23 protein-coding genes, 1 tRNA gene and 1 pseudogene are annotated in these 25,786 nt (G+C 69.0%); 19 read left to right on the top strand and 6 right to left on the bottom strand.

Annotated elements, in window-relative coordinates:
• Nucleotides 1-66: 66 nt before the first annotated feature.
• The 17 genes from J2W68_RS15590 (at nucleotide 67) to rnt (ending at nucleotide 15,994) form a co-directional block, all read left to right on the top strand.
• The gene (locus J2W68_RS15590; RefSeq protein WP_310237642.1) at nucleotides 67-816 is read left to right on the top strand and encodes a type II secretion system protein N; all 750 of its coding nucleotides are present in this window, start codon (nucleotides 67-69) and stop codon (nucleotides 814-816) included.
• Complete coding sequence (gspD, locus tag J2W68_RS15585) at nucleotides 813-2,873, top strand: type II secretion system secretin GspD (RefSeq protein WP_310237639.1); 2,061 nt, start codon at nucleotides 813-815, stop codon at nucleotides 2,871-2,873. Before J2W68_RS15590 ends, gspD begins: the two co-directional genes overlap by 4 nt.
• Entirely contained in the window at nucleotides 2,873-4,360 is a 1,488-nt protein-coding gene (gene gspE, locus J2W68_RS15580) for a type II secretion system ATPase GspE (protein ID WP_310237802.1), read from the top strand. The genes gspD and gspE overlap by 1 nt, the downstream gene beginning before the upstream one ends.
• Nucleotides 4,347-5,546: a type II secretion system inner membrane protein GspF gene (gene gspF, locus J2W68_RS15575; protein ID WP_310237636.1), complete on the top strand. Its 1,200-nt coding sequence runs from the start codon at nucleotides 4,347-4,349 to the stop codon at nucleotides 5,544-5,546. Before gspE ends, gspF begins: the two co-directional genes overlap by 14 nt.
• Nucleotides 5,547-5,584: 38 nt before the next feature.
• Nucleotides 5,585-6,028: a type II secretion system major pseudopilin GspG gene (gene gspG / locus J2W68_RS15570; protein ID WP_310237633.1), complete on the top strand. Its 444-nt coding sequence runs from the start codon at nucleotides 5,585-5,587 to the stop codon at nucleotides 6,026-6,028.
• A gap of 12 nt (nucleotides 6,029-6,040) precedes the next feature.
• On the top strand, nucleotides 6,041-6,484 hold the full coding sequence (locus J2W68_RS15565; protein WP_310237630.1) for a GspH/FimT family pseudopilin: 444 nt from the start codon (nucleotides 6,041-6,043) through the stop codon (nucleotides 6,482-6,484).
• Nucleotides 6,481-6,825, top strand: a complete 345-nt coding sequence (gspI, locus tag J2W68_RS15560) for a type II secretion system minor pseudopilin GspI (protein ID WP_310237627.1) — start codon at nucleotides 6,481-6,483, stop codon at nucleotides 6,823-6,825. The genes J2W68_RS15565 and gspI overlap by 4 nt, the downstream gene beginning before the upstream one ends.
• Nucleotides 6,822-7,433 carry a type II secretion system minor pseudopilin GspJ gene (gene gspJ, locus J2W68_RS15555; RefSeq protein ID WP_310237623.1) on the top strand — a complete coding sequence of 204 codons (612 nt, stop codon included), beginning with the start codon at nucleotides 6,822-6,824 and terminating at the stop codon, nucleotides 7,431-7,433. Before gspI ends, gspJ begins: the two co-directional genes overlap by 4 nt.
• Nucleotides 7,430-8,413 carry a type II secretion system minor pseudopilin GspK gene (gene gspK / locus J2W68_RS15550; RefSeq protein ID WP_310237620.1) on the top strand — a complete coding sequence of 328 codons (984 nt, stop codon included), beginning with the start codon at nucleotides 7,430-7,432 and terminating at the stop codon, nucleotides 8,411-8,413. Before gspJ ends, gspK begins: the two co-directional genes overlap by 4 nt.
• Entirely contained in the window at nucleotides 8,410-9,510 is a 1,101-nt protein-coding gene (gene gspL, locus J2W68_RS15545) for a type II secretion system protein GspL (RefSeq protein ID WP_310237616.1), read from the top strand. The genes gspK and gspL overlap by 4 nt, the downstream gene beginning before the upstream one ends.
• Nucleotides 9,510-10,001 carry a type II secretion system protein GspM gene (gspM, locus tag J2W68_RS15540; RefSeq protein ID WP_310237615.1) on the top strand — a complete coding sequence of 164 codons (492 nt, stop codon included), beginning with the start codon at nucleotides 9,510-9,512 and terminating at the stop codon, nucleotides 9,999-10,001. The genes gspL and gspM overlap by 1 nt, the downstream gene beginning before the upstream one ends.
• Nucleotides 10,002-10,476: 475 nt before the next feature.
• On the top strand, nucleotides 10,477-11,568 hold the full coding sequence (pstS, locus tag J2W68_RS15535) for a phosphate ABC transporter substrate-binding protein PstS (RefSeq protein WP_310237612.1): 1,092 nt from the start codon (nucleotides 10,477-10,479) through the stop codon (nucleotides 11,566-11,568).
• A 106-nt stretch (nucleotides 11,569-11,674) separates the two neighbouring features.
• Nucleotides 11,675-12,661: a phosphate ABC transporter permease subunit PstC gene (gene pstC, locus J2W68_RS15530; protein WP_310237609.1), complete on the top strand. Its 987-nt coding sequence runs from the start codon at nucleotides 11,675-11,677 to the stop codon at nucleotides 12,659-12,661.
• Entirely contained in the window at nucleotides 12,661-13,548 is an 888-nt protein-coding gene (pstA, locus tag J2W68_RS15525; protein ID WP_310237607.1) for a phosphate ABC transporter permease PstA, read from the top strand. Before pstC ends, pstA begins: the two co-directional genes overlap by 1 nt.
• A gap of 32 nt (nucleotides 13,549-13,580) precedes the next feature.
• Nucleotides 13,581-14,411: a phosphate ABC transporter ATP-binding protein PstB gene (gene pstB / locus J2W68_RS15520; RefSeq protein ID WP_430539751.1), complete on the top strand. Its 831-nt coding sequence runs from the start codon at nucleotides 13,581-13,583 to the stop codon at nucleotides 14,409-14,411.
• 124 nt (nucleotides 14,412-14,535) lie between these two features.
• Nucleotides 14,536-15,240 carry a phosphate signaling complex protein PhoU gene (phoU, locus tag J2W68_RS15515; protein ID WP_310237600.1) on the top strand — a complete coding sequence of 235 codons (705 nt, stop codon included), beginning with the start codon at nucleotides 14,536-14,538 and terminating at the stop codon, nucleotides 15,238-15,240.
• Between the two features lie 82 nt (nucleotides 15,241-15,322).
• Nucleotides 15,323-15,994, top strand: coding sequence for a ribonuclease T (gene rnt / locus J2W68_RS15510; protein WP_310237598.1), 672 nt, complete (start codon nucleotides 15,323-15,325; stop codon nucleotides 15,992-15,994).
• 11 nt (nucleotides 15,995-16,005) lie between these two features.
• Here rnt and J2W68_RS15505 read toward each other — a convergent pair whose 3' ends face one another.
• The 6 genes and pseudogenes from J2W68_RS15505 to rnr form a co-directional block, all read right to left on the bottom strand.
• The gene (locus J2W68_RS15505) at nucleotides 16,006-17,136 is read right to left on the bottom strand and encodes a metallophosphoesterase (protein ID WP_310237596.1); all 1,131 of its coding nucleotides are present in this window, start codon (nucleotides 17,134-17,136) and stop codon (nucleotides 16,006-16,008) included.
• A gap of 190 nt (nucleotides 17,137-17,326) precedes the next feature.
• Nucleotides 17,327-17,641, bottom strand: coding sequence for a quaternary ammonium compound efflux SMR transporter SugE (gene sugE / locus J2W68_RS15500; RefSeq protein ID WP_310237593.1), 315 nt, complete (start codon nucleotides 17,639-17,641; stop codon nucleotides 17,327-17,329).
• A gap of 596 nt (nucleotides 17,642-18,237) precedes the next feature.
• Nucleotides 18,238-18,513 carry a CBU_0592 family membrane protein gene (locus J2W68_RS15495; protein ID WP_310237591.1) on the bottom strand — a complete coding sequence of 92 codons (276 nt, stop codon included), beginning with the start codon at nucleotides 18,511-18,513 and terminating at the stop codon, nucleotides 18,238-18,240.
• A gap of 201 nt (nucleotides 18,514-18,714) precedes the next feature.
• Nucleotides 18,715-21,629 (bottom strand): annotated as a pseudogene (locus tag J2W68_RS15490) (diguanylate cyclase).
• A gap of 112 nt (nucleotides 21,630-21,741) precedes the next feature.
• A complete protein-coding gene (gene rlmB, locus J2W68_RS15485) occupies nucleotides 21,742-22,509 on the bottom strand; it encodes a 23S rRNA (guanosine(2251)-2'-O)-methyltransferase RlmB (RefSeq protein WP_310237588.1) in 768 nt (255 codons plus the stop codon).
• 107 nt (nucleotides 22,510-22,616) lie between these two features.
• The gene (gene rnr, locus J2W68_RS15480) at nucleotides 22,617-25,109 is read right to left on the bottom strand and encodes a ribonuclease R (RefSeq protein ID WP_310237585.1); all 2,493 of its coding nucleotides are present in this window, start codon (nucleotides 25,107-25,109) and stop codon (nucleotides 22,617-22,619) included.
• Nucleotides 25,110-25,220: 111 nt separating this feature from the next.
• Here rnr and J2W68_RS15475 point away from each other — a divergent pair.
• Both J2W68_RS15475 and J2W68_RS15470 read left to right on the top strand, forming a co-directional pair.
• Nucleotides 25,221-25,307: transfer RNA gene (locus J2W68_RS15475), tRNA-Leu, on the top strand.
• Nucleotides 25,308-25,525: 218 nt separating this feature from the next.
• Complete coding sequence (locus J2W68_RS15470; protein WP_310237582.1) at nucleotides 25,526-25,723, top strand: hypothetical protein; 198 nt, start codon at nucleotides 25,526-25,528, stop codon at nucleotides 25,721-25,723.
• The last annotated feature ends 63 nt before the right edge of the window (nucleotides 25,724-25,786 follow it).

The following is a 25,786-nucleotide window of genomic DNA, read 5'->3' as shown; positions in this document are numbered from 1 at the left end:
GACTCATGCTGTCATGAATCGGTTACCTGCCTGCCTGCCTTGCCTATTTTCCACGCGTTTCAGGGTGTGTCGCGGTGGCCCTGGCCCAGGCTGGCCGAAATCGTCCTGTGGCTCGTGCTTCTGACCCAGCTCGCCCGGCTTGCATGGCTGGTGCTCGCCCCGGCCAGCGTCGCCGGCACGCCGCAGGTGACCAGCCTCCCCTCACAGATTCCGGAGTTGGCGGCACATGATCCGTTTCTTGCCGGTGCATCGGCTGCGCCCGTCGCGACCGACGGTTGGCGCCTGTTCGGCCTGCGAACCGCGGCCGACGGCCGGGGCACGGCCATTCTCGGCCGCGACCGTGAGCCGCAATCGGTCTATGGCGTCGGCGATGTGCTGGCACCTGGCCTGGTCCTCGCGGCCGTGAGGGCCGACCACGTCGAGCTGGGCAACGGGCAGCGGCTGGCGCTCGCGCAGGAGGCGCCGGCCGACGCGCCGGCCGCGTCGATGCCGGCGCCACCGCCTTCGCCGACGCCTGTACCTGCCCGCAGCGCGGACTTCGACCCCGCGCAGTTGCTGGAAGCCGGGCTGCAGGCGCGCACCGTCGATGGCCGCCTCGCCGGCTACACCCTGCTGCCGCGCGGCAACAGCGACGTGCTGTTGCGGGCCGCCGGCCTGCAGCCGGGCGACGTGCTGCTCTCCGTCAACGGCCAGGTCCTGTCGCCGAGCGTGATCACCGAACTGGCGAGCGAATTGAAATCCAATCCCAGAGCCATCGTGACCTTCGAGCGCGACGGCCAGACCCGCACCCTGAGCCTCGGAGGCGACGCGCCATGAGCCCCCGCATCCCGGCACGGTTGCTGCTGGCGACCGCCGTCCTGCTGGCCTGCCCCACCCCGCCGCTGTCGGCGCAGGCCCAGGCGCAGGCCGAAACGCCGGCGCTGCGCATGCAGAACGTCGAGCTCACCGCCTTCATCCAGGACGTGGCGCGCGCCACCAGCACCACCTTCATCGTCGACCCGCGCGTGCAGGGTACGGTCAACGTCAGCCGCGACCGGCCGCTGACCGACGAAGACCTGATCGGCGTGCTGCTCACCGTGCTGCGCAGCAACGGCCTGATCGCCGTGCCGGCCGGCACCGCCACCTATCGCATCGTCCCCGACGAACTGGCCGCGCAGCAGCCGGGCTCGCCGCTCGGCTACGCCACCAGCGTGTTCCCGCTGCAGCGCATCGACGCGCGCGCCGCTGCCGAGACGCTGAAGCCGTTGATCGGCCGCGGCGGCGTGGTGATGGCCCTGCCCCAGGGCAACAGCCTGCTCGTGGCCGACTACGTCGACAACCTGCGCCGCATCCGCGGCCTGGTGTCGCAGATCGACCAGGACAGCGCCAGCATCGACACGGTCAGCCTGCGCAACACCTCGGCGCGCGAACTCGCCGCCACGTTGATCGACCTGTTCGGCATCTCCGGGCAGAACGACGGCGCGCTGTCGGTGCTGCCGGTGGAGAGCAGCAATTCGCTGGTGATCCGCGGCAACCCGGCGATGGTGCAGCGGGTCGCGCGGATGGCGATGGAACTCGACAGCCGCGCCGAGCGCAGCAGCGACGTCGCCGTGGTGAAGCTGCAGCACGCCAGCGCCGAGCAGCTGCTGCCGGTGCTGCAGCAACTGATCGGCCAATCGCCCGACGGCGGCGGCGGTGCGGGCGCCGCGATGGCCGCCGCCGTGCCCACGGCCGCCGACGCCGAGAACCTGCAGATCATTTCTCCGGCCGGCGGCAAGCGTCCGGTGATCGTCCGCTATCCGGGCGCGAACTCGCTGGTGATCAGCGCCGATCCCAGCACCCAGCGGATCCTGCTCGACGTGATCCGCCAGCTCGACGTGCGCCGCGAGCAGGTCCTGGTCGAGGCGCTGGTGGTCGAGATTTCCGATGCCGCCGCGAGCCGGCTCGGCACCCAGCTGCTGCTGGCCGGCAAGGACGGCTCGATCCCGATCGGCCTGACCCAGTTCTCCAACGGTGGCCCCGGCATCGCCTCGCTGGCCGGCGGCGTGCTCGCCAGCCGCGGGCGTGGCGACGACGACGACAGCGACGACGCCGTGGGCGATGCCGCCCGCCAGGCTGCGGCCCAGGCCCTGCTCGGGCTCAGCGGCGGGCTGCTGGGCTTCGCCGCCGAACGCGACAACACCCTGTTCGGCCTGATCATCAATGCGGTCAAGACCGACGCCGGCTCCAGCCTGCTGTCCACGCCGTCGATCCTGACCCTCGACAACGAGGAAGCCCGGATCATGGTCGGTCAGGAAGTGCCGATCACCACCGGCGAGGTCCTCAGCGGCAACAACGACAACCCCTTCCGCACCATCGATCGCCAGGACGTGGGCATCCACCTCATCGTGCGGCCGCAGATCAACAGCGGCGGTGGCATCACCCTCGGCATCAAGCAGGAGGTGTCCTCGGTCAACGGCACCGTCAGCTCCAACAACGACGAGCTGGTGCTCAACAAGCGCGAGGTCGAGACGAATGTGGTCGTCGACGACGGTGCGATGGTGGTACTCGGCGGCCTGCTCGACCAGAGCAACGAAGCGCGCATGGAGAAGATCCCGCTGCTCGGCGACATCCCCGGTCTCGGTGCGTTGTTCCGCAGCCGCTCGCGCAACAGTTCCAAGACCAACCTGATGGTCTTCCTGCGACCGACGATCGTGCGCAACGGCGCCGATGCCCAGCGCCACACCGCGCAGCGCTACGGCTACCTGCGCGACACCGGTCTGCGCGGCGATCCGGCGGCGCTGGTCGAACTCGATGCGCTGGTGCGCGACTACCTCAGGGCCGATCCGTCGACCCTGCCCGCGCCCCTCGCCCCGATCGCCCCGAACGTGCCGGACGCTGTGCCCACGCCGTGATGAATGCCGCCGCGCCACCCCTGGCCTATGCCTTCGCCAAACGGCACGGCGTGCTGCTGCTCGGCAGCGACGAGCACGCGCACGTGGCGCTGCGCGACGGTGGCGATCCGCTGGCGTTGATCGAGGTCAGGCGCACGACCGGCCTGCCGCTTCGCGTGGAAACGCTGTCGGCCACGGCCTTCGACCGCCGCCTGTCGGAGATCTACGCCGATGTCGGGCTGGGCAATGCCGCCGGCGTCGAGCAGCTGGACCTGCACGGCAATCTCGACTCGCTGGTCGAGGACATTCCGACCACAGCAGATCTGCTGGAAAGCCAGGGCGATGCGCCGGTGATCCGCCTGATCAACGGCCTGATCGCCGAGGCCGCGCGCCTCGGCGCGTCCGACGTGCACATCGAATCCTTCGAATCCGCACTGCGCGTGCGCTTCCGCGTCGACGGCGTGATGCGCGAGGCGGTCTCGCTGCCGGCGCGCATCGCGCCGCTGCTGGTGTCGCGCGTGAAAGTGATGGCGCGGCTGGACATCGCCGAACGGCGCGTGCCGCAGGACGGGCGCGTGTCGCTGGCGATGGGTGCCAAGGCGCTGGACGTGCGCGTGTCCACCCTGCCCACGCGCGGCGGCGAGCGCGTGGTGCTGCGCATCCTCGACAAGGAACAGGGCACGCTGTCGCTCGAGCAGCTTGGCATGTCGGCGCCCACGCTGGCGTCGCTGCGCAAGGCGCTGCAGGTGCCGAACGGCGTGATCCTGGTCACCGGCCCGACCGGCTCGGGCAAGACCACGACGCTGTATTCCGCGCTGACCGCGCTCAACGACGGCGAGCGCAACATCCTGACCGTCGAAGACCCGGTCGAGTACGCGGTCGAGGGCGTCGGCCAGACCCAGGTCAACGCACGCGTCGGCATGAGCTTCGCTGCCGGCCTGCGCGCGATCCTGCGCCAGGACCCGGACATCGTCATGGTCGGCGAGATCCGCGATGCCGAAACCGCGCAGATCGCGGTGCAGGCCAGCCTCACCGGCCACCTGGTGCTCTCCACCGTACACACCAACGACGCCGCCGGCGCGATCACGCGACTGCGCGATGTCGGCATCGAACCCTTCCTGCTCGCGTCCAGCCTGCGCCTGGTGATGGCGCAGCGGCTACTGCGCAAGCTCTGCGTGCACTGCCGCGCGCCGCGCACCCACAGCGGATTCGCCGAAATGCTCGGCGGCGAATTCGACGGTGTCCTCTACGACGCGGTGGGCTGCCCGCGCTGCAACCACACCGGCTATGCCGGGCGCATCGGCATCCACGAAGTGATTACCGTGGACGAGCGCATCCGCCGCCTGATCGCCAGCGACGCCGGCGAAGACGCTATTGCCGACGCGGCGTTCGCCAATGCGGGCCGGCTGTCGGACGCCGCGCGCGATGCGGTGGCCGCGGGATTGACCACGCTGGAAGAAGCCGTGCGCGTCACCCGTCAGGAGACCCGGGACGATGCCGGCGTTTGACTACTCGGCGCTGGACCTGCGCGGCCACACCCGTGCCGGCACGGTCAATGCCGCGACGCCGCGCGACGCACGTGCGCTGCTGGAGAGGCGGCAGCTCGTGCCGGTCACGGTCGAGCCCGCAATGCAGCAGCATCCGGCCGGGCGTGGTGGCCGCTTCGGGCCCAAGGACCTCGCCCTGCTGACCCGCCAGTTGTCGACGCTCGTGGCGAGCGCACCGCTGGAAGAAGCCCTGCGCACGATCGGCAGCCAGAGCGACCGGCGCGGCGTGCGCCGGGTGGTCATGGCCACCCACACCCAGGTGCTCGAGGGCCGCCGGCTGGCCGATGCGATGGCCCAGCAGGGCAAGGCGTTTCCGCCGCTGTACCGGGCGATGGTGTCGGCCGGCGAACGCTCGGGCGCGCTGCCGCAGATCCTCGAGCGCCTCGCCGATCTGCTCGAGCGCCAGCAGCAGGTGCGCGGCAAGATGATCGGCACCCTGGTCTACCCGGCCGCGTTGTCGCTGACCGCGGTGGCGGTGGTGATCGCGTTGATGACCTTCGTGGTGCCGCGCGTGGTCGAGCAGTTCGACTCGATGGGCCGCGAACTCCCGCTGCTGACCCGCGCGGTCATCGGCGTGTCCGATTTCATCAATCAATGGGGTTGGCTCGTCGCAACGCTGCTGGTGGTCGGCGGCATCGTCTTCGCCCGGCTGCTAAAGCGCGAGGATTTCCGGCTACGTTTCGACGGCTGGCTGCTGCGTCTGCCGCTGCTCGGCCGGGTGCTGCGCGACCTGCACGCCGCGCGCATGTCGCGCACGCTGGCGATCATGCTCGACAGCGGCCTGCCGCTCATCGAAGGGCTGGCGATCACCGCGCGCACCGTCGGCAACCGCGTGCTGCGCGCTGCCACCGAGACCATGGTCACCGCGATCGACGAAGGCGGCAGCATGTCCTCGGCGATGAAGCGCGCCGGCGTCTTCCCGCCCACGCTGCTCTACATGACCGGCAGCGGCGAGAACAGCGGTCGGCTGGCGCCGATGCTCGACCGCGCCGCCGATTATCTCGAGCGCGAGATCGACACCTTTTCCAACGCCACGCTGAGCCTGCTCGAGCCGGGAATCATCATCGTGCTCGGCGGCGTGGTCGCCATGATCGTCCTGTCCATCCTGCTGCCGATCCTGCAGTTCAACTCGATGGCGCTGGGTTGATCCCCCCGTCCGCAACCGACCAGGAATTCTTCGCCATGATGCTTCGTCGTTCCCGTCCCGCCGTCGCCAGGGCGCGCGGCTTCACCCTGATCGAATTGATGGTGGTCATCGTCATCCTGGGCCTGCTGGCCACGGTGGTGGTGATCAACGTGTTGCCCAGCCAGGACCGCGCGATGGTGGAGAAGGCACGCGCCGACGTCGCGCTGCTGGAACAGGCGCTCGACAGCTATCGCCTGGACAACCTGACCTATCCGCGCACCGAGCAGGGCCTGCAGGCCCTGCAGCAACCGCCGCCGGGACTGGCGCGTCCCGAGCGCTACCGCAAGGGCGGCTATGTGCGTCGTCTGCCCGCCGATCCCTGGGGCAACCCGTACCAGTACCGCATGCCGGGACAGCGCGGCTCGTTCGACGTCTTCTCGTTCGGCGCCGACGGCGTCGAGGGCGGCGAAGGCGAGAACGCCGACATCGGCAACTGGCAGTAACACGCACCCCCGATGCCACGCGCGCAGGCCGGTTTCACGCTGATCGAACTGCTCGTGGTCATGGTCGTCATCGGCCTGGCCACGACGGCGGTGGCCTTGACCCTGCCCGACGGCAATGCCGGCTTCCATCGCCAGGCCGACCAGTTCGGCCTGCACCTCAAGCACGCGCGCGACGAAGCCATCCTCGGCGGGCGGGCGATGCAGGTGAGCGTCGACGCCGGCGGCTATCGCTTCAGCCGACGCGACTTCGGTCAGTGGCAGCGGCTGGAGGAGGCGCCCTTCACCGCGCGTCACTGGGCCGATGGTGTGACCGTCGTGTTGCCGCAGCGCCTGGAACAGCTCAATTTCCGCTTCGACGCCACCGGTGCCGCCGAGCCGCAACATCTTCAGCTGGCCCGCGACGGTATGTACGCCGAGATCGTGGTCGACGCCGCCGGCACGGTGTGCGTGCAATGACCCGCGCGGCGCGCGGCTTCTCGCTGATCGAACTGCTGGTCGCGCTGGCGGTGTTCGCGCTGGTCGTCGTGGCCCTGCTCAACCTCAGCGGCGGCAGCACGCGCAGTGCGCTGCAGATCGAGACCCGGGCGCTGGCCGGCATCCTGGCCGAGAACCTGGCGGTCGAAGCGCAGATCGGCGAGGCGACGCCCGATGCGGCGCAGGGCGAAGAACGGCTCGGTGATCGCCAATGGCGGTGGCGGCGCGCAATCGAGCCCGCCGGCGCCGGGCTGACCCGCGTGCGCATCGCGGTGTTCGCCGACGACGGCCAGCAGGTGGCCAGTGCCGAGGTGTTGCGATGAGCCGTGCGCCGCGCAGGCGCGCCCGCGGCTTCACCCTGATCGAGGTGCTGGTGTCGCTGGCGATCTTCGCGATGCTCGCCGCGGCCGCGGTCGGCGTGCTGGCGTGGACAGCCGACCAGCAGGACGTGATCCGCGCGCGCATGGACCGCACCGCCGAACTCCAGCGCGCGCATGCCCTGCTCAAGGCCGATCTGGGACAGGCGGCCGTGCGCCGCACCCGGCGCAGTGATGGCGTGGCCGAGCTGTCCGCCTTCACCGCCGCGCCGCCGGACGACCGCAGCCGTCCGCTGATGGGCTTCGTCCGCCGCGGCTGGGAGAACCCCGACGACGCGCCGCGCGCGTCGATGCAGTACGTGGAATACCGCGTCGCCGACGGCAGCCTGCAGCGCAGCACACGCGCCGCGCTCGACGGCACATCGGCCGCTGCGCCGCAGGTGCTGCTGGACGGCGTCGAGTCGGTGCGCGCGTCGTATTACGCGCGCGGCTTCTGGAGCGACGGCTGGGGCGGCGGCCTCGACGCGCTGCCGCAGGCAGTCGCGCTGGAGATGGACGTCCGCGATTTCGGCCACGTGCGCCAGGTCTTCCTGCTGCCGGGCGAAGCGGAATGAGCGCGCCGGTGCGACAGCGCGGCATGGCTCTGCTTTCGGTGCTGCTGCTCACCGCGGTGATGACCGTGCTGGCGGTGGCGATGCTCGACGACATCCGCTTCGGCCTGCGCCGCACCGGCAATGCGCATGCGATCGCGCAGGCGCAGCGTTATGCGCTCGGCAGCGAGGCGCTGGCCCGGCAGCGGCTGGGCGAGCTGCAACGCGGCGGTGTCGATGCCGCGCAATGGAACGGCAAACCGCTGCTGTTCCCGATCATCGAAGACGGCCAGAGCCTCGGCCTGGTGCGTGCACGGCTGGGCGACGGCAGCACCTGCTTCAACCTCAACAGCGTGGTCACCGGTGCACCGGAACAGTGGCAACGGCGCGAGCTCGGCGTCAGCCAGTACGTGGCGCTGCTGCAGGCGCTCGGATTCGCCGCCGCCCAGGCCCAGGCACTGGCCGACACGCTGGCCGACTGGATCGACAGCGATGCGCAGCGCGCGCCGCTCGGCGCCGAGGATTCCACCTACGCCGCGCTGCAGCCCGGCTACCGGACCAGCGGCGCCCTGCTCGCCGAACCGTCGGAACTGCGCGCGATCCGCGGCTACGACGGCGCGGCCTACGCGCGCCTGCGTCCCTACGTCTGCGCCCTGCCGAGCGCCGAGCTGTCGCCGGTGAACGTCAACGCGCTGGACATCGACCAGGCCCCGGTGCTGAGCATGCTGAGCCTGGGTCGCCTGACGCCCGCCGAAGCGCGCCGCGTGATCGCCGCGCGCCCGGACGGCGGCTGGGTGGACGCGACCGTGTTCTGGGCGCAGCCTGCGTTGCGCGACGCTGAACTGCCGCGCGAGGTCTATGACCAGGTCCAGCTGCGCAGCCGCTGGTTCACCCTGCAGACCGAAGTCGACTACGCCGGCGCGCAGGCGGTGCTGAGCGCACTGCTGCGCGCCGAAGGCGACCGCGCCCGCCTGATCGTCCGCCGCTGGACTCCCGACGAATGAACCCCGCCTTCCCCATCCGCTTGCTGCAGCTGAGCACCGATCCGTCGCGCGCGGCGGTGTGCCTGACCATCGACGCCGGCGGCCATGTCCTCGCACGCCGGCCCTGCGACCTCGCCCATCCACTGCCGGCCGAACCCGGCACGCGCGACATCCTGGTCGTGCCGTCCGAAGCGCTGCGCCTGCACTGGTTCGACCTGCCGGCGCGCAGCGCCGCCCAGGCCGTGGCCGCGGCGCGCCTGATGCTGCAGGACCATGTCGCGCAGCCGGGCGCCGAGCTGCACGTGGCCGTCGGCGACCCCGAAACCGGCGAGCCGCAGCGGCTGCTCGCTGTGGTCGACGCCGCGTTGATGCGCGACTGGCTCGCGCAGGCCGCGCAGTTGGGATTGCGTCCGGTGGCCGTGGTGCCCGATTGCCTGCTGCTCGACGCGCCGACGGACGACAGCGTGCAGGTCTGCGAACGCGACGGCCTGCTGCTGGCCCGCGGCCACAAGCTCGCGCTCGCCGCCGAACCGGATCTGGTGCAGCGGGTGATCGGGGCGCGGCCGCTGCATCGGCTCGACGACGCGGCGCGCGACGCGCGTTTCGCGGCCAATGCGCAGGCCGCTCCCGCGCTCGACCTGCTGCAGGGCCCCTACGCCCGCCGCGACGAGTCGCAGCCGCGCCGACGCAGGCGCCTGCGCTGGCTGGCGGCGCTGGCCCTGCTGTCTCCGCTGCTGCTGGTCGGCGCGCAGGCGCTGTATCACGGCCTGGCGGCGCGCTCGCTGGAAACACGTGCCGACGCGCTGGCGGCGCAGTACCGCCCCCAGCTCGCCGGAGCCGACCTCGGTCCGTATTACCGCCAGCGCCTGGCCCCGGACCTGCTGGCCGCGCACTCGGCCGCGCTGTTCGAGGCGCTGCGCGCGGTGCCCGGCGCCCGGCTCGACAGTTACGAGTTCACGCCCGACACCGGCGTCCGCGCCGGCCTGGTGCACGCCGGCGAGCAGGATCTCGACCTGCTTCGCCAGCAACTCGCCGACGGGGGGCTGGCGCTGGTGCCGCTGGACAGCCAGCCGGTCGAGGCCGGCCTGCGCAGTCTCGTCGCCGTGGAGCCGCTGTAATGGACGCCTACCTGCAACGCGCTCGATTCTGGTGGCACCAGCGCGAACCGCGCGAGCGCTGGATGCTGGGCCTGATGGCCGCCGCCATCGCCGCATTCGTACTCTGGTACGGCCTGATGGTGCCGCTGCGCAAGGCCGCCGATGCCGCGCAGCTGCGCCACGAACGCGCCACGCTGGCACTGCTGCAGACCGAGCTGCAGCTGGCGCAGCTGCGCGCGCTGGACCAGCGCGACATCGCGCCACCGGTCGACGCCGCCGCGCTCAAAGCCGCCGTGCTGGCCTCGGCGCAGCAGGCCGGGCTGGCGGTGAGCCGCGAACGCGAGCATGGCGTCGGCGGCTTCGGAATCGAATCGGACGCCGCGACATCGCAGCAGTTGTTCGGCTGGCTGGACGCGCTTCGGCTCCGGCACGGCCTGGCGCCGGCCACGCTCAGCGTGGCCAGGAGCGAGGGACAGCTGCGCGTCCAGGCCGGGTTCGACCTGGCACCTTAGGCGGCCTGCTGCACCGCTGCGGTGCCGGCACGACGGGTGCCGATTGTGACAACCGTGCGTCAGGCCAGCGGGACTGCGCAGTGCGATGCCATGACACTGCAACACCGGCGCCATCGCCGCGTCACGGCGCCGGGATGCAATGAGGACATCGCGATGCGGGCGACCAGATCCGCGACGGATGGCACCCGATCCAAGGACTCATTCCAGGGCGTGCGCCGCCGGAACGGCGTGCCACCCGGGCTTCGCGACGGTTCTGTCCATCCGGTTTCCTAAAGGACCTCGCTCCCGGACCTCCATCGGCTCCCTTTCTCTCCTCGGGCCTGCGGGCCCGCTTTTTTTCATTGCATCCGGCCGGGCGTACGCTTGGAAGCCTCCCTGCGCCCGTCGGCCGCTGTCATATCCGTGCAACAAAAACATCATTAAATGCGCGGACCGGGCGATGCAGCGCGTTGCCGCCCCACTTCTGGAGTTAGACATGTCTCGTCAAGTGATCCGAATCGCTGCGCTCGCCCTGTCCACCGCGTTCTTTCTGGCGGCCTGCGGCGGCAACGCAGATGCACCCGCTGGACAGTCGCCAGACGGCGCGCCCGCCGCAGGCCAGTCGGCCGGCGATCGCGTCGCCACCGAAATCACCGGCGCCGGCGCCACATTCATCTATCCGCTGGTCTCGAAGTGGTCGGCCGACTACAACGCGGCGACCGGCAACCGCGTCAACTACCAGTCGATCGGTTCGGGCGGCGGTATCGCCCAGATCAAGTCCGGCACGGTCGACTTCGGTTCCTCCGACAAGCCGCTCGATAGCGCCGAATTGCAGGCCGCAGGCCTGGGTCAGTTCCCGTCGGCGATCGGCGGCGTGGTGCCGGTCGTCAATGTCGACGGCCTCGCGGCGGGCCAGCTGAAGCTCACCGGCGCGCTGCTGGCCGACATCTTCCAGGGCAAGGTCGCCACCTGGAACGACCCCGCAATCGCCGCGCTGAACCCCGGCGTCACCCTGCCCGCGGGCAAGATCAGTGTCGTCTACCGCTCGGACGGCTCGGGCACCACGTTCAACTTCTCGAACTACCTGTCCAAGGTCAGCCCGGACTGGAAGTCGGCTGTCGGCGAAGGCACCTCGGTGCAGTGGCCGGGCGGCGTCGGCGGCAAGGGCAACGAAGGTGTCGCCTCGTACGTGCAGCAGATCAAGGGTTCGATCGGCTACGTCGAGCTGGCCTACGCGCTGCAGAACAACATGCCGTATGCGTCGCTGCAGAACGCGGCCGGCAACTGGGTGCAGCCGAGCGAGGAAAGCTTCGCCGCTGCCGCCGCGGGCGCCGACTGGGGCAGCGCGCAGGACTTCAACCTGGTCATCACCAATGCCCCGGGTGCCGAGGCTTGGCCCATCACCGCGACCAACTTCATGCTGATGCACAAACAGCCGAAGGACGCAGCGCGCAGTCGGGCTGCCCTAGCGTTCTTCAAGTGGGCGTTCGAATCGGGCCAGGCGCAGGCCAGCGAGCTGCACTACGTGCCGCTGCCGCCCGAGCTGGTGCAGCAGATCGAAGCCTACTGGGCGGCTGAGTTCCAGTGATGTCAGCGACCGTGCGCCCTCGGGGCGCACGGTCGTTCCAGGAGCGGCGTCGTGACGCCGCCTCCCAGCGACTTTCCCCATCACGCGCACCAGGCTCCCCTCTTCGATGAACGCCACAGCTGCCCCCCCATCGACCGCGTCCATCACGTCCGCGCCCACGCGCCGCGACATCCGCGATGCACGCGCCGACCGCTTCTTCCGCATGCTGCTGACCGCCACCGTCGTCTTCGTGATGCTGGCGCTCGCCGGCGCCGCGCTGTCGATGCTGTGGGGTGGCCGTGACGCCTTGGCGACCCAGGGTCTGTCGTTTTTCACCACCGCCGACTGGAATCCGGTCGAGAACCGCTACGGCGCCCTCGCCCCCATCGTCGGCACCATCGTCACCGCGCTGATCGCGATGGTGATCGCGGTGCCTGTCAGCTTCGGCATCGCCTTCTTCCTGACCGAGGTCGCGCCACGATGGCTGCGCGGCCCCGTCGGCACTGCGATCGAACTGCTCGCGGGCATCCCCTCGATCATCTACGGCATGTGGGGCCTGTTCGTGCTCGTGCCGGTGATGACCACCTACGTCACGCCGTGGCTCAATGACCACCTCGGCACGATCCCCGGTATCGGCATCCTGTTCCAGGGTCCACCGCTGGGCATCGGCACGCTGACCGCCGGCTTCGTGCTGGCGATCATGGTGATCCCCTTCATTTCCTCGGTGATGCGCGAAGTGTTCCTCACCGTGCCGACGCGCCTGAAGGAATCGGCCTACGCGCTCGGTTCGACCAAGTGGGAAGTCAGCTGGGACATCGTGCTGCCCTACACCCGCTCGGCAGTGATCGGCGGCATCTTCCTCGGCCTCGGCCGCGCGCTGGGCGAGACGATGGCCGTGGCCTTCGTCATCGGCAATTCGGTGCGCCTGACGCCATCGCTGCTCGAGCCGGGCACGACGATCGCCGCGCTGATCGCCAACGACTTCGGTGAAGCCACCGAGACCTACCGCTCGGCACTGCTGCTGCTCGGCTTCGTGCTGTTCATCGTGACCTTCGTCGTGCTGGCGATCGCCCGCCTCATGCTGATGCAGCTGTCCCGCAAGGAGGGCAAGTGATGGCCAGTGTCGTCACCGAACGCGAGCGCCAGATCGCCGACCGCCTGTACGGCCGTCGCCGAATCGTCAACGGCGTCGCCGTCGTGCTGGGCTGCCTGACCGCGGTCTTCGGCCTGTTCTTCCTCGGCTGGATCCTGTGGACGCTGGTGTCCAAGGCCGCCGGTGGCATCAATCCCGCGCTCTTCACCCAGATGACCCCGCCGCCGATGGTCGAAGGCGGCCTGCTCAATGCGTTCTTCGGCAGCGCGGTGATGTGCGGTCTGGCGATCGCCATCGGCACGCCGCTCGGCGTCGCCGCCGGTACCTGGCTGTCGGAGTACGGCCGGGCGCGGAAGTTCGGCACCGTCGTGCGCTTCATCAACGACATCCTGCTGTCGGCGCCGTCGATCGTGCTGGGCCTGTTCGTCTACACCGCGTTCGTCATGCAGACCGGCGGCCGCTTCTCGGCACTGGCAGGCGCGATCGCACTGGCCTTCATCGTGCTGCCGGTGGTGGTGCGCACCACGGACGAGATGCTGCAGCTGGTGCCCACGCAGATGCGCGAAGCTGCGCTCTCGCTCGGCGTGCCGCACTGGAAGGTCATCATCCAGGTGATGTACCGCAGCGCGTCGGCGGGCATCGTTACCGGCATCCTGCTGGCGCTGGCCCGCATTTCCGGCGAGACCGCGCCGCTGCTGTTCACCGCGTTCGGCAACCAGTACTGGAACAACAACATCATGCAGCCGATGGCGAGCGTGCCGGTGGTGATGTACCAGTACGCCGGCAGCCCCTACGAGTCCTGGCAGCAGCTGGCCTGGGCCGGCGCGCTGGTGCTGACCTGCTTTGTACTGATCGTCAGCCTCGCCGCGCGCGCGTTGCTGTTGCGCAACAAGATCGCGAACGATTGACCCCAATGACCCAACTTCGACTGGATCCGGCCATGAACGACCTCCACACCGCCCCGCAGTCGCACCGTTTTTCCGTGGCGACGCAGCCGCGTGAAGTGCAGGCGCCTACGCCGGTCAAGATCGCCGCGCGCGGACTCGATTTCCATTACGGCGACTTCCATGCGCTCAAGGGCATCAATATGGAAGTCCCCGAGAAGCGCGTGACTGCGCTGATCGGCCCGTCGGGCTGCGGCAAGTCGACGCTGCTGCGCATCTTCAACCGCATCTATGCGCTGTACCCGAAGATGACCGCCAGTGGCGAACTGCTGCTCGACGGCGAGAACATCCTGTCGCCGAAGTACCCGATGAACCGCCTGCGCAGCAAGGTCGGCATGGTGTTCCAGAAGCCGGTGCCGTTCCCGATGACGATCTTCGAGAACGTCGCCTACGCGATCCGTCACCACGAGAAACTGTCGAAGGCGGAACTCAATGTCCGTGTCGAGCAGGCGCTGACCCAGGCCGCGCTGTGGAACGAGGTCAAGGACAAGCTGGGCCAGAGCGCGCTGGGCCTGTCGGGTGGCCAGCAGCAGCGCCTGTGCATCGCCCGCGCCGTGGCGTTGCGTCCGGACGTGCTGCTGCTCGACGAACCGACTTCGGCGCTGGATCCGATCTCCACCAGCCGCATCGAGCAGCTGGTCGAAGAACTGAAAGTCGACTACACGATCGTCATCGTGACCCACAACATGCAGCAGGCCGCGCGCGTGTCGGACTACACCGCCTTCATGTATCTCGGCGATCTGATCGAGCACGACACCACCGAAACGATCTTCTCCAATCCCTCGAAGCAGCAGACCGAGGATTACATCACCGGGCGCTTCGGCTGACGCCCAAGCGCCCGGCGGGATTCGGGAGTCGGGATTGGGGATTCGGAACGACGAAGCCCGCCCGCTCCGGATTTTCCGCTTTCTCCAATCCCGAATCCCGCCTCCCTAATTCCGGCCCCCGACCATGCCCAACCAACTGAACGACCACATCGTCAAGAGCTACGACGACGAGCGCAGCCGTCTGACCAACGAGATCCTGCGTATGGGCGAGATGGCCGCCGCGCAGCTGGAATCGGCGCTGGATGTCGTGGAGCGTCGCGACGACAAGGCCGCCGAGCGCATCATCGCCAACGACGAGGCGATCGACGCGCTTGAGCACGAGGTCAGCCAGGACGTCATGAAGCTGGCGCTGCGCGGCCCGATGGCGCGCGACCTGCGCGAGATCCTTGCCGCGCTGCGCATCGCCGCCGACATCGAACGCATCGGCGACTACGCCGCGAACGTGGCCAAGCGCTCGACCGCGCTCAACCTCGCGCCGCCGCTCCCATATACGCGGGGGCTGACGGTCATCGGCCAGCTCGCGGCCAAGCAGGTCCGTGAGGTCCTGGTCGCGTTCCACAACAGCGATGCCGCCGCTGCCGAACGCGTCCGCGCGCAGGATGCCGAGATCGACACGCTCTATACCGGTCTGTTCCGCGAACTGCTGACCTACATGATGGAAGACCCGCGCGCGATCACGCCGTGCACCCATCTGCTGTTCATGGCCAAGAACATCGAGCGCATCGGCGACCACGCGACCAACATCGCCGAGAACGTCTGGTTCCTGGTCCACGGCGACGAAGCACTGCCGCCGCGCGACAAGCGCGACGAAACCAATACGGTCTCCTGAACGGCCTGCACCGCGGCACGCGCATCTGCGCGCGCGTGCCGCAAGGCCAAGTGCGTCCCCCGGCTCTGCTAGGCTTGCGCGCATGAGCGAAGCCGCAGCACCCGCGCCCGCATCGGACACCGATGCCGCGACACCCCACATTCCCATGTCCCGACGCTTCCGCGGCTTCCTGCCGGTGGTCGTCGACGTCGAAACCGGCGGTTTCGAGTCGCGGCGTCATGCGCTGCTGGAAATCGCGGCGATCCCGCTCAATATCGATGCCGACGGCAATCTGGTGCCCGGCGCATCCGCGCATACCCACGTCGAACCGGCGGATGGCACGCATATCGATCCGCAGTCGCTCGAAGTGACCGGCATCGACATCCACCATCCGTTCCGGTTCGCGAAGCCCGAGCGCGAAGCGCTGGAGCACATCTTCAATCACGTGCGCAACGCCGTACGTCACCACGATTGCCAGCGCGCGATCCTGGTCGGCCACAACGCGCATTTCGACCTGGGCTTCATCAACGCCGCAGTCGCGCGCACGCAGCACAAGCGCAACCCGTTCCATCCCTTCAGTGTGTTCGACACCGTGACGCTCGCTGGCGTCGCCTACGGGCAGACGGTGCTCGCGCGCGCGGTGCAGGCGGCGGGTCTGCAATGGGACCAGACGCAGGCGCATTCCGCGCTCTACGACACCACATTGACCGCGCATCTGTTCTGCCGCATCGCCAACGCCTGGCCAAAGATGGCGGCGCCGCCCGCAGGCGATTGAGCCTGCGCGGCTCAGCCGTCCGCGCGGCGCAGCGTGATTACCGCGATCTCCGACGGCACGCCGATGCGGGTCGCAAAGCCCGGCCACAGACCCGCGCCGTTGCTGACATAGAGCTGCATGCCGTCGACCGGATACAGACCGGAGACGAAGCCACCGTTCGCGCAGGCGACCAGCCGATCCATGCCGACGATGTGCCCGCCATGCGTGTGGCCCGACAGTTGCAGCGCAACCCCGCGTTTCGCGCTCTCGCGGGCAGCGACCGGGCGGTGGTCGAGCAGCACGACCGGCGCCTGCGGGTCGGCCCCTGCCAGCGCGGCATCGAGATCGGGCAGCGCCTGCCCGTAGCGTTCGGCCACCGGATCGGTGACGCCCGCGATCGTCAGCGCGGCGCCGTCACGTTCGACCCGGACATGGGTGTTCTCGAGCACCGCCATGCCCATCGCACGAAACGCGTCCATCCAGTCCTGATACTGGCCGTAGTACTCATGGTTGCCGGTGATCGCGATGACGCCGTCGGGCGCATGCAGATCAACAAGCGGGCGTACGTCGTTCGCGCGCGCAGTCACGCTGCCGTCGACGAGATCGCCGGTGATGACGATCAGATCCGGCTGCTGCGCGTTGGCTTCCGCAACCACACCCGCGACCCAATCGCCGGTCAACAGCCGGCTGGCGTGGATGTCGGTCAACTGCAGCACGCGGTAACCGTCGAAGGCCTGCGGCAATCCGGTGATCGACACGTCGACCTGCCGCACCTGCGGCACCACCATCGCCTGCCACGTCCCGAAGGCCGACAGCACCAGCGCGAGCACGGCCGCGCCCGGGCGCAACCACGGGCCGCGTAGGGCCGTCAGTGCGCTGCGCCGACGCAGCGCCCAGACCAGCAGCGTTGCCGCATCCAGCAGCAGCACGAACACTGCAGTCAGCAGCAGTGCGATGAACCCGGTCCCGAGCGCTGCGATGACCAGCTTCGGCAGCTCGGGCGAGGCCATGCTGCCGGCGAAGCGCGCGACGATGCGATGGTGCAGCGCCAGCCCGTAGACCAGCACCGCCAGTGCGGTCCGCACCGGCCACGGCAGACGCAAGGGGAACACCACACGCAGGACGAGATAGGACGCAAGGACAATCGCAACGACACTCAGCACAGGCTTTCCCGGGACAAAAAGGGGCAGTCCATGGGCGACGGACCGACGTGGGGGCGGCCATGGTCGGCGATGCCGACGACGCGCGCCAGCGCTTGCTGAACCGGCGTCCAGATTTCGCGGAATGGTGCGGTGCGGCCTTGGCGCGGTGTCGTTGCCGCGTGCATGGCGGCTGCAGACGCTGCGCGCCGACTCAGCTCGCGAGCTTCAATCCGATGATGCCGGCGATGATCAACCCCAGGCTCACGAGCCGGCCCGGACTCGCCGTATCACCCATCAGCATCATGCCGAGGATCACCGTGCCGACCGCGCCGATCCCGACCCAGACCGCGTACGCCGTTCCCACCGGCAGTTCGCGCATCGCGACGCCCAGCAGACCGACACTGATCGCCATCGCGGCGACCGTACCGACCGTCGGCCAGAGCCTGGTGAACCCTTCGGTGTATTTCAGGCCGATCGCCCAGCCGATTTCGAACAGGCCGGCGAGCACGAGAATGATCCAGGACATGGGAATGCCTCCATCTTTGCGATGGGGCCGTCCCCTTGTGTGGAATGGAGCGGCGGGGTCGTCCCCGCTTCCTGGTGTGGGGGGATTATCGTTGGTGGCTGAGGGGTTCGGATTACCGGGGTGTAACCCGCGGTGCGCGGCACTTGAGAAGGAAGCGCTTGGCGGACTTCTCCAGAACGGCGCCGTGGATGCTGAAACAAGTGCAAAGCTTCCGCGCTGCTGCGCGGCTTATTTTTGTCTTGGCAAAAGTAAGCACGACAGTGCGAATGCACTGGCGAACGGCGAAGCCGGCCCGAAGGACAAGCGCCACAGGCGCGAGTCAAACCGTCTTCGCCGGACGCGATCCGACACGGCTGCGCCGTGCCGGTCCCCTGCGCTTCTCGGACGACGGGGCACGCAGGCGAGGAGCGGAGGGAACCGACGCAGCTTTATCGCGTCGGCTCGCGTCCGGCGAAGGGACCTTTTGGTTCCTTTTGGGTCCATCCAACAGGGACTCGCGCGCGCAGCGGGCGAAAGCCCTGCACTTCAGCGCATTTCTCGCCAGCGGAACGCGAAGATATTCCCCGCCGCGCCTCAGCGCCCGTCGACTGGACTGATTACCTGGATGAAAGACCGGAGCGTATCCGCCCCCGCGCGCCCAACGTCCTGACAATCCCGAACAGACTGATCGCGATCCACGCCAACTGCATGATCAACACCGGCATGCTGAAAGCGCCATACAACGACACCGCCATGCCGATCGCGCCGAACAGGTTCAACAGCAGATACGGCAGCCCCGCGCCGGAGAAGCGCGTGACCTGCAGCAGGAAATACGCGAGCACGACGAGAAACGCACCGACGATGCCGCACCACTGGTGCCATTGCAGATCCATCGCGTACTCCACGGGCCGAGGTTCGGCGCATCTTCCGCCGATGACCCGGCCGCGGCAAGCCGCATGTTCAGCCCAGGCGCTGGCCCACGGCCTCGAACAGGGCCCCGCCGGCGGCGACCGACACGTTGAGGCTCTTGACCCCGCCCAGTGCGTCGCCGCCCGGCATCGGAATCGTCACCAGACCCTCGCAGTGCTCGCGGGTCAGCCATCGCAGAGCCGATCGCGTCCCTCGCTTTTCGCGCGATACAGGGCCACATCGGCCCGGCGCATCAGTTGCGCGGGCGCGGTATCGAGCGGATCGAGCATCGCCGCGCCCGCACTGATCGTCACATGCAAGCCGTCTACCCGCCCCAATCGTGTTTGCCTGCGAAGGTCTCGCGCAGGCGGGCGTAGACGACATGCGCGTCCTCGCGACTGGCGTCGACGAGGATCATCGCGAACTCCTCGCCGCCGATCCGCGCCGCGATGTCCGACGCACGGCAGGCGCCGGCCAGCAGCACGCCGACCTGGCGCAGCACCTCATCACCCACCGCATGGCTGTGCATGTCGTTGATCGCCTTGAAGCGGTCGACGTCGAGCACCATCAGGCACAGCGGCTGGCGCCGACGCTGCGCGCGGGCGAATTCGCGTACGAGCGCGGCATCGAAACTGCGCCGGTTGGGCAGTGCGGTCAGCGCATCTTCGTAGGCCTCGCGTTCGAACGTCTCGGCCTGCATGCGCAGACGTCCCAGCAACTCGGTCTTCTCGTTGTCGGCCTCGATCAGCTGTTCGGTCTGCCGCTGCAGCGCACGCGTGCGGTCGTCGACAAGCTGGCTCAGCCGGTCGTTCGCCGTGCGATAGCGGTAGATGCGCCCGCGGTAGACCAGCGCCAGCACAAGCAGGAACAGTGCAACGCCCAGCGCCTGCACGCTGCGCCGCTGCCACCACAGCGGCGCGACCGCGAAGCGCCATTCGGCCTCGTCGCTGCTCCAGCCGCCGTCAGGATGCGCCGCGGCGATCCGCAGCACGTAATCGCCCGGCGGCAGACCGACGAAATCGACGCTGCGCTGGCGTCCGCGTTCGATCCAGTCCGCGTCCAGACCGTCGAGGCGGGTGCGGAATCGGATGCGCTCCGACATCAGGAAGCTCAGGCCGACATAAGACACCGACAGGCGGGTACCGCCCGGCAAGCGGTCGTCGTCGCGCCAAGGCGAGGGTATGCCGTCGATGCGCACCGATTCGATCCGCGGCTTCGGCGGACGCCGGGTACTGAAGGTCCGCCAGCGCTCGGGATCGACCGCGCTGACGCCACGCGCGGTCGCCATCCACACCGAGCCGTCGCGACGCAGGATCGCCGAGGGCGACGAGCTGCCGTTGCCCTGCGCGTTCGACATGCCGTCGATCTCGTCGTAACGCTCCAGCGCGATGCGGGCCCGGCGGCCATCGGCCACCGCGTCGAGATCGTCCATGCGTGCGCGCAGCATGCCGCGGTTGCTGGTGATCCAGGCATTGCCCAGTCGATCGGGCACGATCTGGAACACGGTGTCGACCGGCATTCCCTGATCCAGCCCCACGTGCGCGAGCACGCCGTCGCGTTCGCGGTAGAGCCCGCGGTCCGTAGCCAGCCAGACGGCGTCACCGATACCTTGGAACGCGAACACGGTGCGCGCGCCATCCACGGGCGGCAGCGCGACGTGCCGCACGCGACCGTCCTGCAGCACGCTGGCGCCTTCGACAGACCCGATCCACAAAGCGTCGTCGACCCACGCCAGCGACGTGACCAGACCGGTCGGCAGGCCGGGGATACGTGGCGTCGACACGCGGCCGTCGACCAGCCGCAGCGGCCCGCTGTGGGTCGCGATCCAGACCGCGCCGTCGCCATCGGTCTCGATCGCGCGGATGTGTCCCGGGAAGCCCTCGTGGCGCGCCACCACCCGGCCGTCGCGCAGCCGGAACACACGCCCGCCGTAAGCGCCGACCCACAGATCGCCATCCGCGCCGAGTGCCAGGCTGAGCACCGACGGCGCGACGCCTGGCTGCAGCACAACCGGCTGCAAGCGCCCGTCCAGACCCTGCCGGTCGAGTCCGCCGCTGCCGCCGATCCACAGCCGACCCGCGTCGTCCTCGATCAATGCGCGGACGTAATCGCCACTCAAGCCGTCGCGGGCCAGCAGGCGTGTGAACAGCGTTTCGCGGAAGCGGAACAGGCCACCGTTGGCGCCGGCCCAGACGCTGCCCTCGACATCCTCGAGCAACTGCACGATGCGCCCAGAAGGACGCGCGGCATCGGCCGGCGGCGCTTCGATGCCGCGTGCGCCGATGCGCAGCAGGCCGCGACTCTCGCTGCCCAGCCACAGATCGCCTTGGCGGTCCTGCAGCATCGCGGTGAAATCGCCCTGCCCCGGAATCCGGTGCACCCGCGGTGCGCGCGTGCCCTCCACGCGATGCACGCTGTCGCCGGCCACGAGCCAAATCGTGCCGTCCGGCGCGCGATAAGGCCAGGCCAGACCGGAGGCGAGGCCCAGTACAGATGACGCCGCGCGCAGCGTGCCGTCGGTGTCGCGCACCACCAGCCCGCCCATCCCGCCGATCCAGAGGCGGCCGTCGTCGCCGATCGCCATGTGCGGATAGCTCAGCGGCAAGGGCACGCCGGCCGGCGCCTCGAAGAACTCGAACCGGCCATCGGGGTGCAGGCAGCCCAGGCCGCGTCCCTCGAACAGCAGCCACAGGCGGCCCTGCGCATCCATCGCCATCGCGTGGATCAGGACCTGCGGCCAGCCCCTGTCGGCCGACGTCCAGAATCGGAACGCGCCCTCCGCATCACGACGCCCCAGGTTGCCGCGGGAATCGCTCAGCCATAGCGCGCCGGCCGGATCGACGTAGAGCGATCCGACGCCGTTGTCCGGCAGCGCCGGATCCAGCGTGCTGCGGTCATAGACGACGAATTCCAGCCCGTCGTAGCGGACCAGACCTTCCCAGGTCGCGAGCCACAGATAGCCGTCCGGGGTCTGCGCCAGATCTCGGATCGAGTTGTGCGGCAGACCCTCGCGCGAGGTCCAGTGGTCGATGGCGTAATCGTGCAGCGGACCGGGCATCGCACGGGCTGGAATATCAGCCGCTGCGGCGGCGCTGCACATGCATACGGTCAGCAGGACCAATGCCCGCCATAGATCGCGGGCACGCGCGACCGGGCCACGCGGCCCTGCGATCGTGTCAACGGGCCGCATGCCCCGCCCCTCCCCGGCTGGTTTAGCCGGTGATCCGCTGGCGCACTGCTTCGAACAGCGTCACGCCGGCGGCAACTGAGACATTGAGGCTCTCGACGCCACCCAGCGCGTCGCCACCCGGCATCGGAATCGTCACCAGGCCGTCGCAGTGTTCGCGGGTCAGACGGCGCAGGCCGTCAGCCTCGCCACCCAGCACCAGCGCGACATTGCCGCGCAGGTCGGTTGCATAGAGCGTCGCGGTCGCCTCGCCGGCCAGACCGTAGATCCACACGCCCAGCTTCTGCAGGTCGCGCAGCGTGCGCGAGAGGTTGGTCACGCGCACCACCGGCACGCTGTCCGCGGCGCCGGCCGAGGTCTTGCGCACGGTCGCATTGACCTGCACCGCCTTGTCCTTGGGAATCACGACCGCCGTCACACCTGCGGCGGCCGCGCTGCGCAGGCAGGCCCCCAGGTTGTGCGGGTCCTGCACGCCGTCGAGCACCAGCAGCAGCGCCTTGCCTTCGGCGGCTTCGACCAGGCCTTCGAGTTCGTTCTCGTCCCAGGTCTTCGCCGCGGCGTAGCGCGCGACCGCGCCCTGGTGTCGCAGGTTACCGGCGACGCCATCGAGCGCCTGCTGGTTGACCCGGCGCACGTCGATGTCGCGGCGGCGCGCGGCCGATTCGATCTCGACGATGCGCGGATTCTTCGCGCCCGCTTCCAGCAGCACCTCGCGCACATTCTCGGCGTCGTGTTCGACGGCCGCGGCCACGGCATTGATGCCGACGATCCACTGGTTCTGCTTGTTGGTCATGGTGCTGGGAATTCGAAGAAGGGATTGCGGGCGTCTGGAAACATCGACGGGGCCGGCACCTGCGCGCCGGCCCCGCGAACGACGGCCATTCTAGCGAAACGGCCTGATCAGTAAGGCTTCTTCTCGCGCTTGGCCGGCTTGCCGCGCGGCGGCAGCGGCTTCGGACCGCCCTGCACTGTCGAGTCCGGATCGACCAGACGGAAATCGATCTTGCGATCTTCCAGGCTGGCCTTGAGCACGATGATCCGCACCCGGTCGCCGAGGCGGTACTGGCGCCCGGCACGCTGGCCGTTGAGCATCCGCCGGATCGGATCGAAGCTGTAGAAGTCGTTCGGCAGCTGGGTCACGTGCACCAGACCGTTGACCTTCGACTGGTCCAATTCGACAAACAGGCCGAAGCTGGTCACGCCGCTGATCACACCGTCGAACTGGCCACCGACATGCTGCTCCATCCACGCGGCGCGATAGCGCTCGTCGACTTCGCGCTCGGCCTCGTCGGCGCGGCGAGAACGCTCCGAACACTGCAGCGACAGGCTTTCCATCAAACGCGGCGTGTACATGAACTTCGCCAGCGGCTGGCCCGATAGCACGTGCTTGATCGCGCGGTGCACCAGCAGGTCGGGATAGCGGCGGATCGGCGAAGTGAAATGTGCATACGACGCCAGCGCCAGGCCGAAATGGCCGATGTTCTCGGGCGTGTAGACCGCCTGGCTCTGGCTACGCAGCAGCACCGATTCGAGCAGCGTCGCGTCGGGACGTTCGCGGATCTTCTTCAGCAGCAGGGTGAAATCCTTGGGCTGTACCTTCGCCCACGGCGGCAGGCGCAGCGAGAATTCCTTCAGGAACTCCAGCAGGTCGGCGTACTTGGCCTCCGGCGGCTTGTCGTGCACGCGGTACGGCGCGGAGATGCCGGCGTCGAGCAGGAAGCGTGCGGCTTCCACGTTCGCCGCGATCATGCATTCCTCGATCAGCTTGTGCGCGTCGTTGCGCTGGAGCATGCCGGCCTGAGTGACTTCGCCGGTGTTGTCGAGCACGAAGCGCACTTCGGAGGATTCGAATTCGATCGCGCCGCGCTTGGCGCGCGCCTTGGCGAGCACCGCGTAGAGCTGGTGCAGACGCTCGACCTGCGGCAGCACCGGCTTGATCGCGGCGCGCGTGTCTTCGTCGAGTTCGCCGACTGCCTTCCACACCTGGGTGTAGGTCAGGCGCGCGTGCGAATGCATCACCGCTTCGTAGAACTTCGACTCCGACACCGAGCCGTCTCGCATCACCTGCATGTCGCAGACGAAGCACATCCGGTCGACCTTGGGCTTCAGCGAGCAGATGCCGTTGGAAAGGGTCTCGGGCAGCATCGGTACGACGAAACCCGGGAAATACACGCTGGTCGCGCGCAGCTGGGCTTCATCGTCCAGCGGCGTGCCGGGACGCACGTAATTCGACACGTCGGCGATCGCGACCACGAGGCGGAATCCGTCGCGGTTGGGCTCGCAGTAGACGGCGTCGTCGAAATCCTTGGCGTCCTCGCCATCGATCGTCACCAACGGCAACGCGCGGATGTCGACGCGACCGCCGACCATGCGCTCTTCGACATCAACCGGCACCGCAGCGGCTTCGTCGAGCACTTCCTGCGAGAACTCGTGCGGCAGGTTGTGGCCGTGGATCGCGGCCTCGACCACCAGCGTCGGCTTGAGCACGTCGCCCAGCACGGTCAGCACGCGGCCGATCGGTGGACGGTGCGCATCGCCCGGCGCGGTGATCTCGCAGACCACCAGCTGGCCGTGCGTCGCGTCTTGGCGCGCGTCCACCGGAATCTGGATGTTGCGCTGGATGCGCTTATCGTCCGGCACCACGTAGCTGATGCCGTGTTCGATCGAGAAACGCCCCATCAGGCGCGTCGTGCGGCGCTCGAGCACTTCGACGACGACACCGGCGCGACGGCCGCGTGCATCGACGTTGGTCAGGCTGGCCAGCACGCGGTCGCCGTGCATGACCTTGCGCATCTCGGCCGGCGGCAGGAACAGGTCCTCGCCCGCGCCCGAATCCGGGCGCAAGAAACCGAAGCCCTCCGGGTTGGCGATCACCGTGCCCGGAATCAGGTCCATGCGCTTGGCCGGCACGAGGCCGCCGCGGCGGTTCTGCAGCAACTGGCCTTCGCGCAGCATCGCGCCCACGCGCTTGCCGAGTGCATCGGCGCGGTCGGGCTCGGTGAGCGCGAGCTTGATCGCGAGCTCGTCGGGCGTCATCGGGCCGTCGGCATCGACGAGCACCTGCAGGATCGCCTCGCGACTCGCGATGGGGTTCGCGTAACGCGCCGCCTCGCGGGTGGCATGCGGGTCTTCGAAGCGCCCGCCGCGCGATGCGGGCGGACGATCCTGCGACGCCGGTCGGCGATCGGCCGGCGCCGGTCCACCGGGCTTGGAGCCCCCGGAACGCAGCGCGCGCTGGAGGGCCGGATCGGGCATCCACGGCGGCAGGGCGTCCTTGCGGTCGCTGTGCGATTTCGGGCGGGCCGGAGCGGTGGTGCCGCGCTTGCCGGCCCCCTGCGTCTCGGGTCCGGGCGTACCGCGGCTGCTGCCGCGCTTGCTTGGAGGTTTAGCCATTGTGGGAATGGTACAGGCTCGCCCGCGAGGCCGGCGTCGATGCCCGGAGAACGGCGTGCACGAATTCGTTGACAAGCGCCGGGGGCATCGACAACATACGCGCCCTGACCTGCCCGGGTGGCGGAATTGGTAGACGCACTAGCTTCAGGTGCTAGCGGGGGCAACTCCGTGGAGGTTCGAGTCCTCTCCCGGGCACCAAGGTCATCACAGCCTTACCAGCCGTGAACATCAAACCCGCAATCGCGGGTTTTTTTGTGCCTGCGCTTCGGGCCGACGCCTTCGCGGGCCACCTCAACGGGATCTCCCGGATGCGCCGTGCGATCGCGCATGTGCTTTCCGACTGCGTTGCGCCATTGTCGACGGGTCGCCGCCTGCGGAGCACTGCATGGATTACCTGACGCTCAGCCGGCTGGCTGGTGATGCCGTGGCTGCGGCTCAAGCTCGCACTGGTGTGCGCGCTGGTGTTCCTGCACGTCTGGCTGAGTCGAACGCTGCGGCAACTGGCCACCGTCGAACCTCCGCCCAGGCCCCGCGCCCTGCTGCGTTTCGCCGCGCCCATGACGTTCCTCGTCGGCCTGTGCATCGGCCTGCTGGGCCTGACCAAGCCGTTCTGAGTCGCGAGTCGCGCAGAACGGCGCTTCACTGTCGTCACAATTGACAGCCGACGGGTCGCGCGC

Source organism: Luteimonas terrae (assembly GCF_031457535.1).
Taxonomy (GTDB): Bacteria; Pseudomonadota; Gammaproteobacteria; order Xanthomonadales; family Xanthomonadaceae; genus Luteimonas; species Luteimonas terrae_A.
The sequence above is the reverse complement of the archived record's forward strand: the minus strand, read 5'-3'. Positions and strand labels throughout refer to the sequence as shown.

What these genes read in the sequence shown, in the direction of transcription:
- J2W68_RS15495 (WP_310237591.1), bottom strand. Translation starts at nt 18,513, where the DNA reads ATGGATCTGCAATGGCACCAGTGGTGCGGCATCGTCGGTGCGTTTCTC.
- rlmB (WP_310237588.1), bottom strand. Translation starts at nt 22,509, where the DNA reads ATGACCAACAAGCAGAACCAGTGGATCGTCGGCATCAATGCCGTGGCC.
- phoU (WP_310237600.1), top strand. Translation starts at nt 14,536, where the DNA reads ATGCCCAACCAACTGAACGACCACATCGTCAAGAGCTACGACGACGAG.
- pstC (WP_310237609.1), top strand. Translation starts at nt 11,675, where the DNA reads ATGAACGCCACAGCTGCCCCCCCATCGACCGCGTCCATCACGTCCGCG.
- gspL (WP_310237616.1), top strand. Translation starts at nt 8,410, where the DNA reads ATGAACCCCGCCTTCCCCATCCGCTTGCTGCAGCTGAGCACCGATCCG.
- gspG (WP_310237633.1), top strand. Translation starts at nt 5,585, where the DNA reads ATGCTTCGTCGTTCCCGTCCCGCCGTCGCCAGGGCGCGCGGCTTCACC.
- pstA (WP_310237607.1), top strand. Translation starts at nt 12,661, where the DNA reads ATGGCCAGTGTCGTCACCGAACGCGAGCGCCAGATCGCCGACCGCCTG.
- pstS (WP_310237612.1), top strand. Translation starts at nt 10,477, where the DNA reads ATGTCTCGTCAAGTGATCCGAATCGCTGCGCTCGCCCTGTCCACCGCG.
- gspE (WP_310237802.1), top strand. Translation starts at nt 2,873, where the DNA reads ATGAATGCCGCCGCGCCACCCCTGGCCTATGCCTTCGCCAAACGGCAC.
- rnt (WP_310237598.1), top strand. Translation starts at nt 15,323, where the DNA reads ATGAGCGAAGCCGCAGCACCCGCGCCCGCATCGGACACCGATGCCGCG.
- gspM (WP_310237615.1), top strand. Translation starts at nt 9,510, where the DNA reads ATGGACGCCTACCTGCAACGCGCTCGATTCTGGTGGCACCAGCGCGAA.
- gspK (WP_310237620.1), top strand. Translation starts at nt 7,430, where the DNA reads ATGAGCGCGCCGGTGCGACAGCGCGGCATGGCTCTGCTTTCGGTGCTG.
- gspF (WP_310237636.1), top strand. Translation starts at nt 4,347, where the DNA reads ATGCCGGCGTTTGACTACTCGGCGCTGGACCTGCGCGGCCACACCCGT.
- sugE (WP_310237593.1), bottom strand. Translation starts at nt 17,641, where the DNA reads ATGTCCTGGATCATTCTCGTGCTCGCCGGCCTGTTCGAAATCGGCTGG.
- gspD (WP_310237639.1), top strand. Translation starts at nt 813, where the DNA reads ATGAGCCCCCGCATCCCGGCACGGTTGCTGCTGGCGACCGCCGTCCTG.
- gspJ (WP_310237623.1), top strand. Translation starts at nt 6,822, where the DNA reads ATGAGCCGTGCGCCGCGCAGGCGCGCCCGCGGCTTCACCCTGATCGAG.
- rnr (WP_310237585.1), bottom strand. Translation starts at nt 25,109, where the DNA reads ATGGCTAAACCTCCAAGCAAGCGCGGCAGCAGCCGCGGTACGCCCGGA.
- gspI (WP_310237627.1), top strand. Translation starts at nt 6,481, where the DNA reads ATGACCCGCGCGGCGCGCGGCTTCTCGCTGATCGAACTGCTGGTCGCG.
- J2W68_RS15565 (WP_310237630.1), top strand. Translation starts at nt 6,041, where the DNA reads ATGCCACGCGCGCAGGCCGGTTTCACGCTGATCGAACTGCTCGTGGTC.
- pstB (WP_430539751.1), top strand. Translation starts at nt 13,581, where the DNA reads ATGAACGACCTCCACACCGCCCCGCAGTCGCACCGTTTTTCCGTGGCG.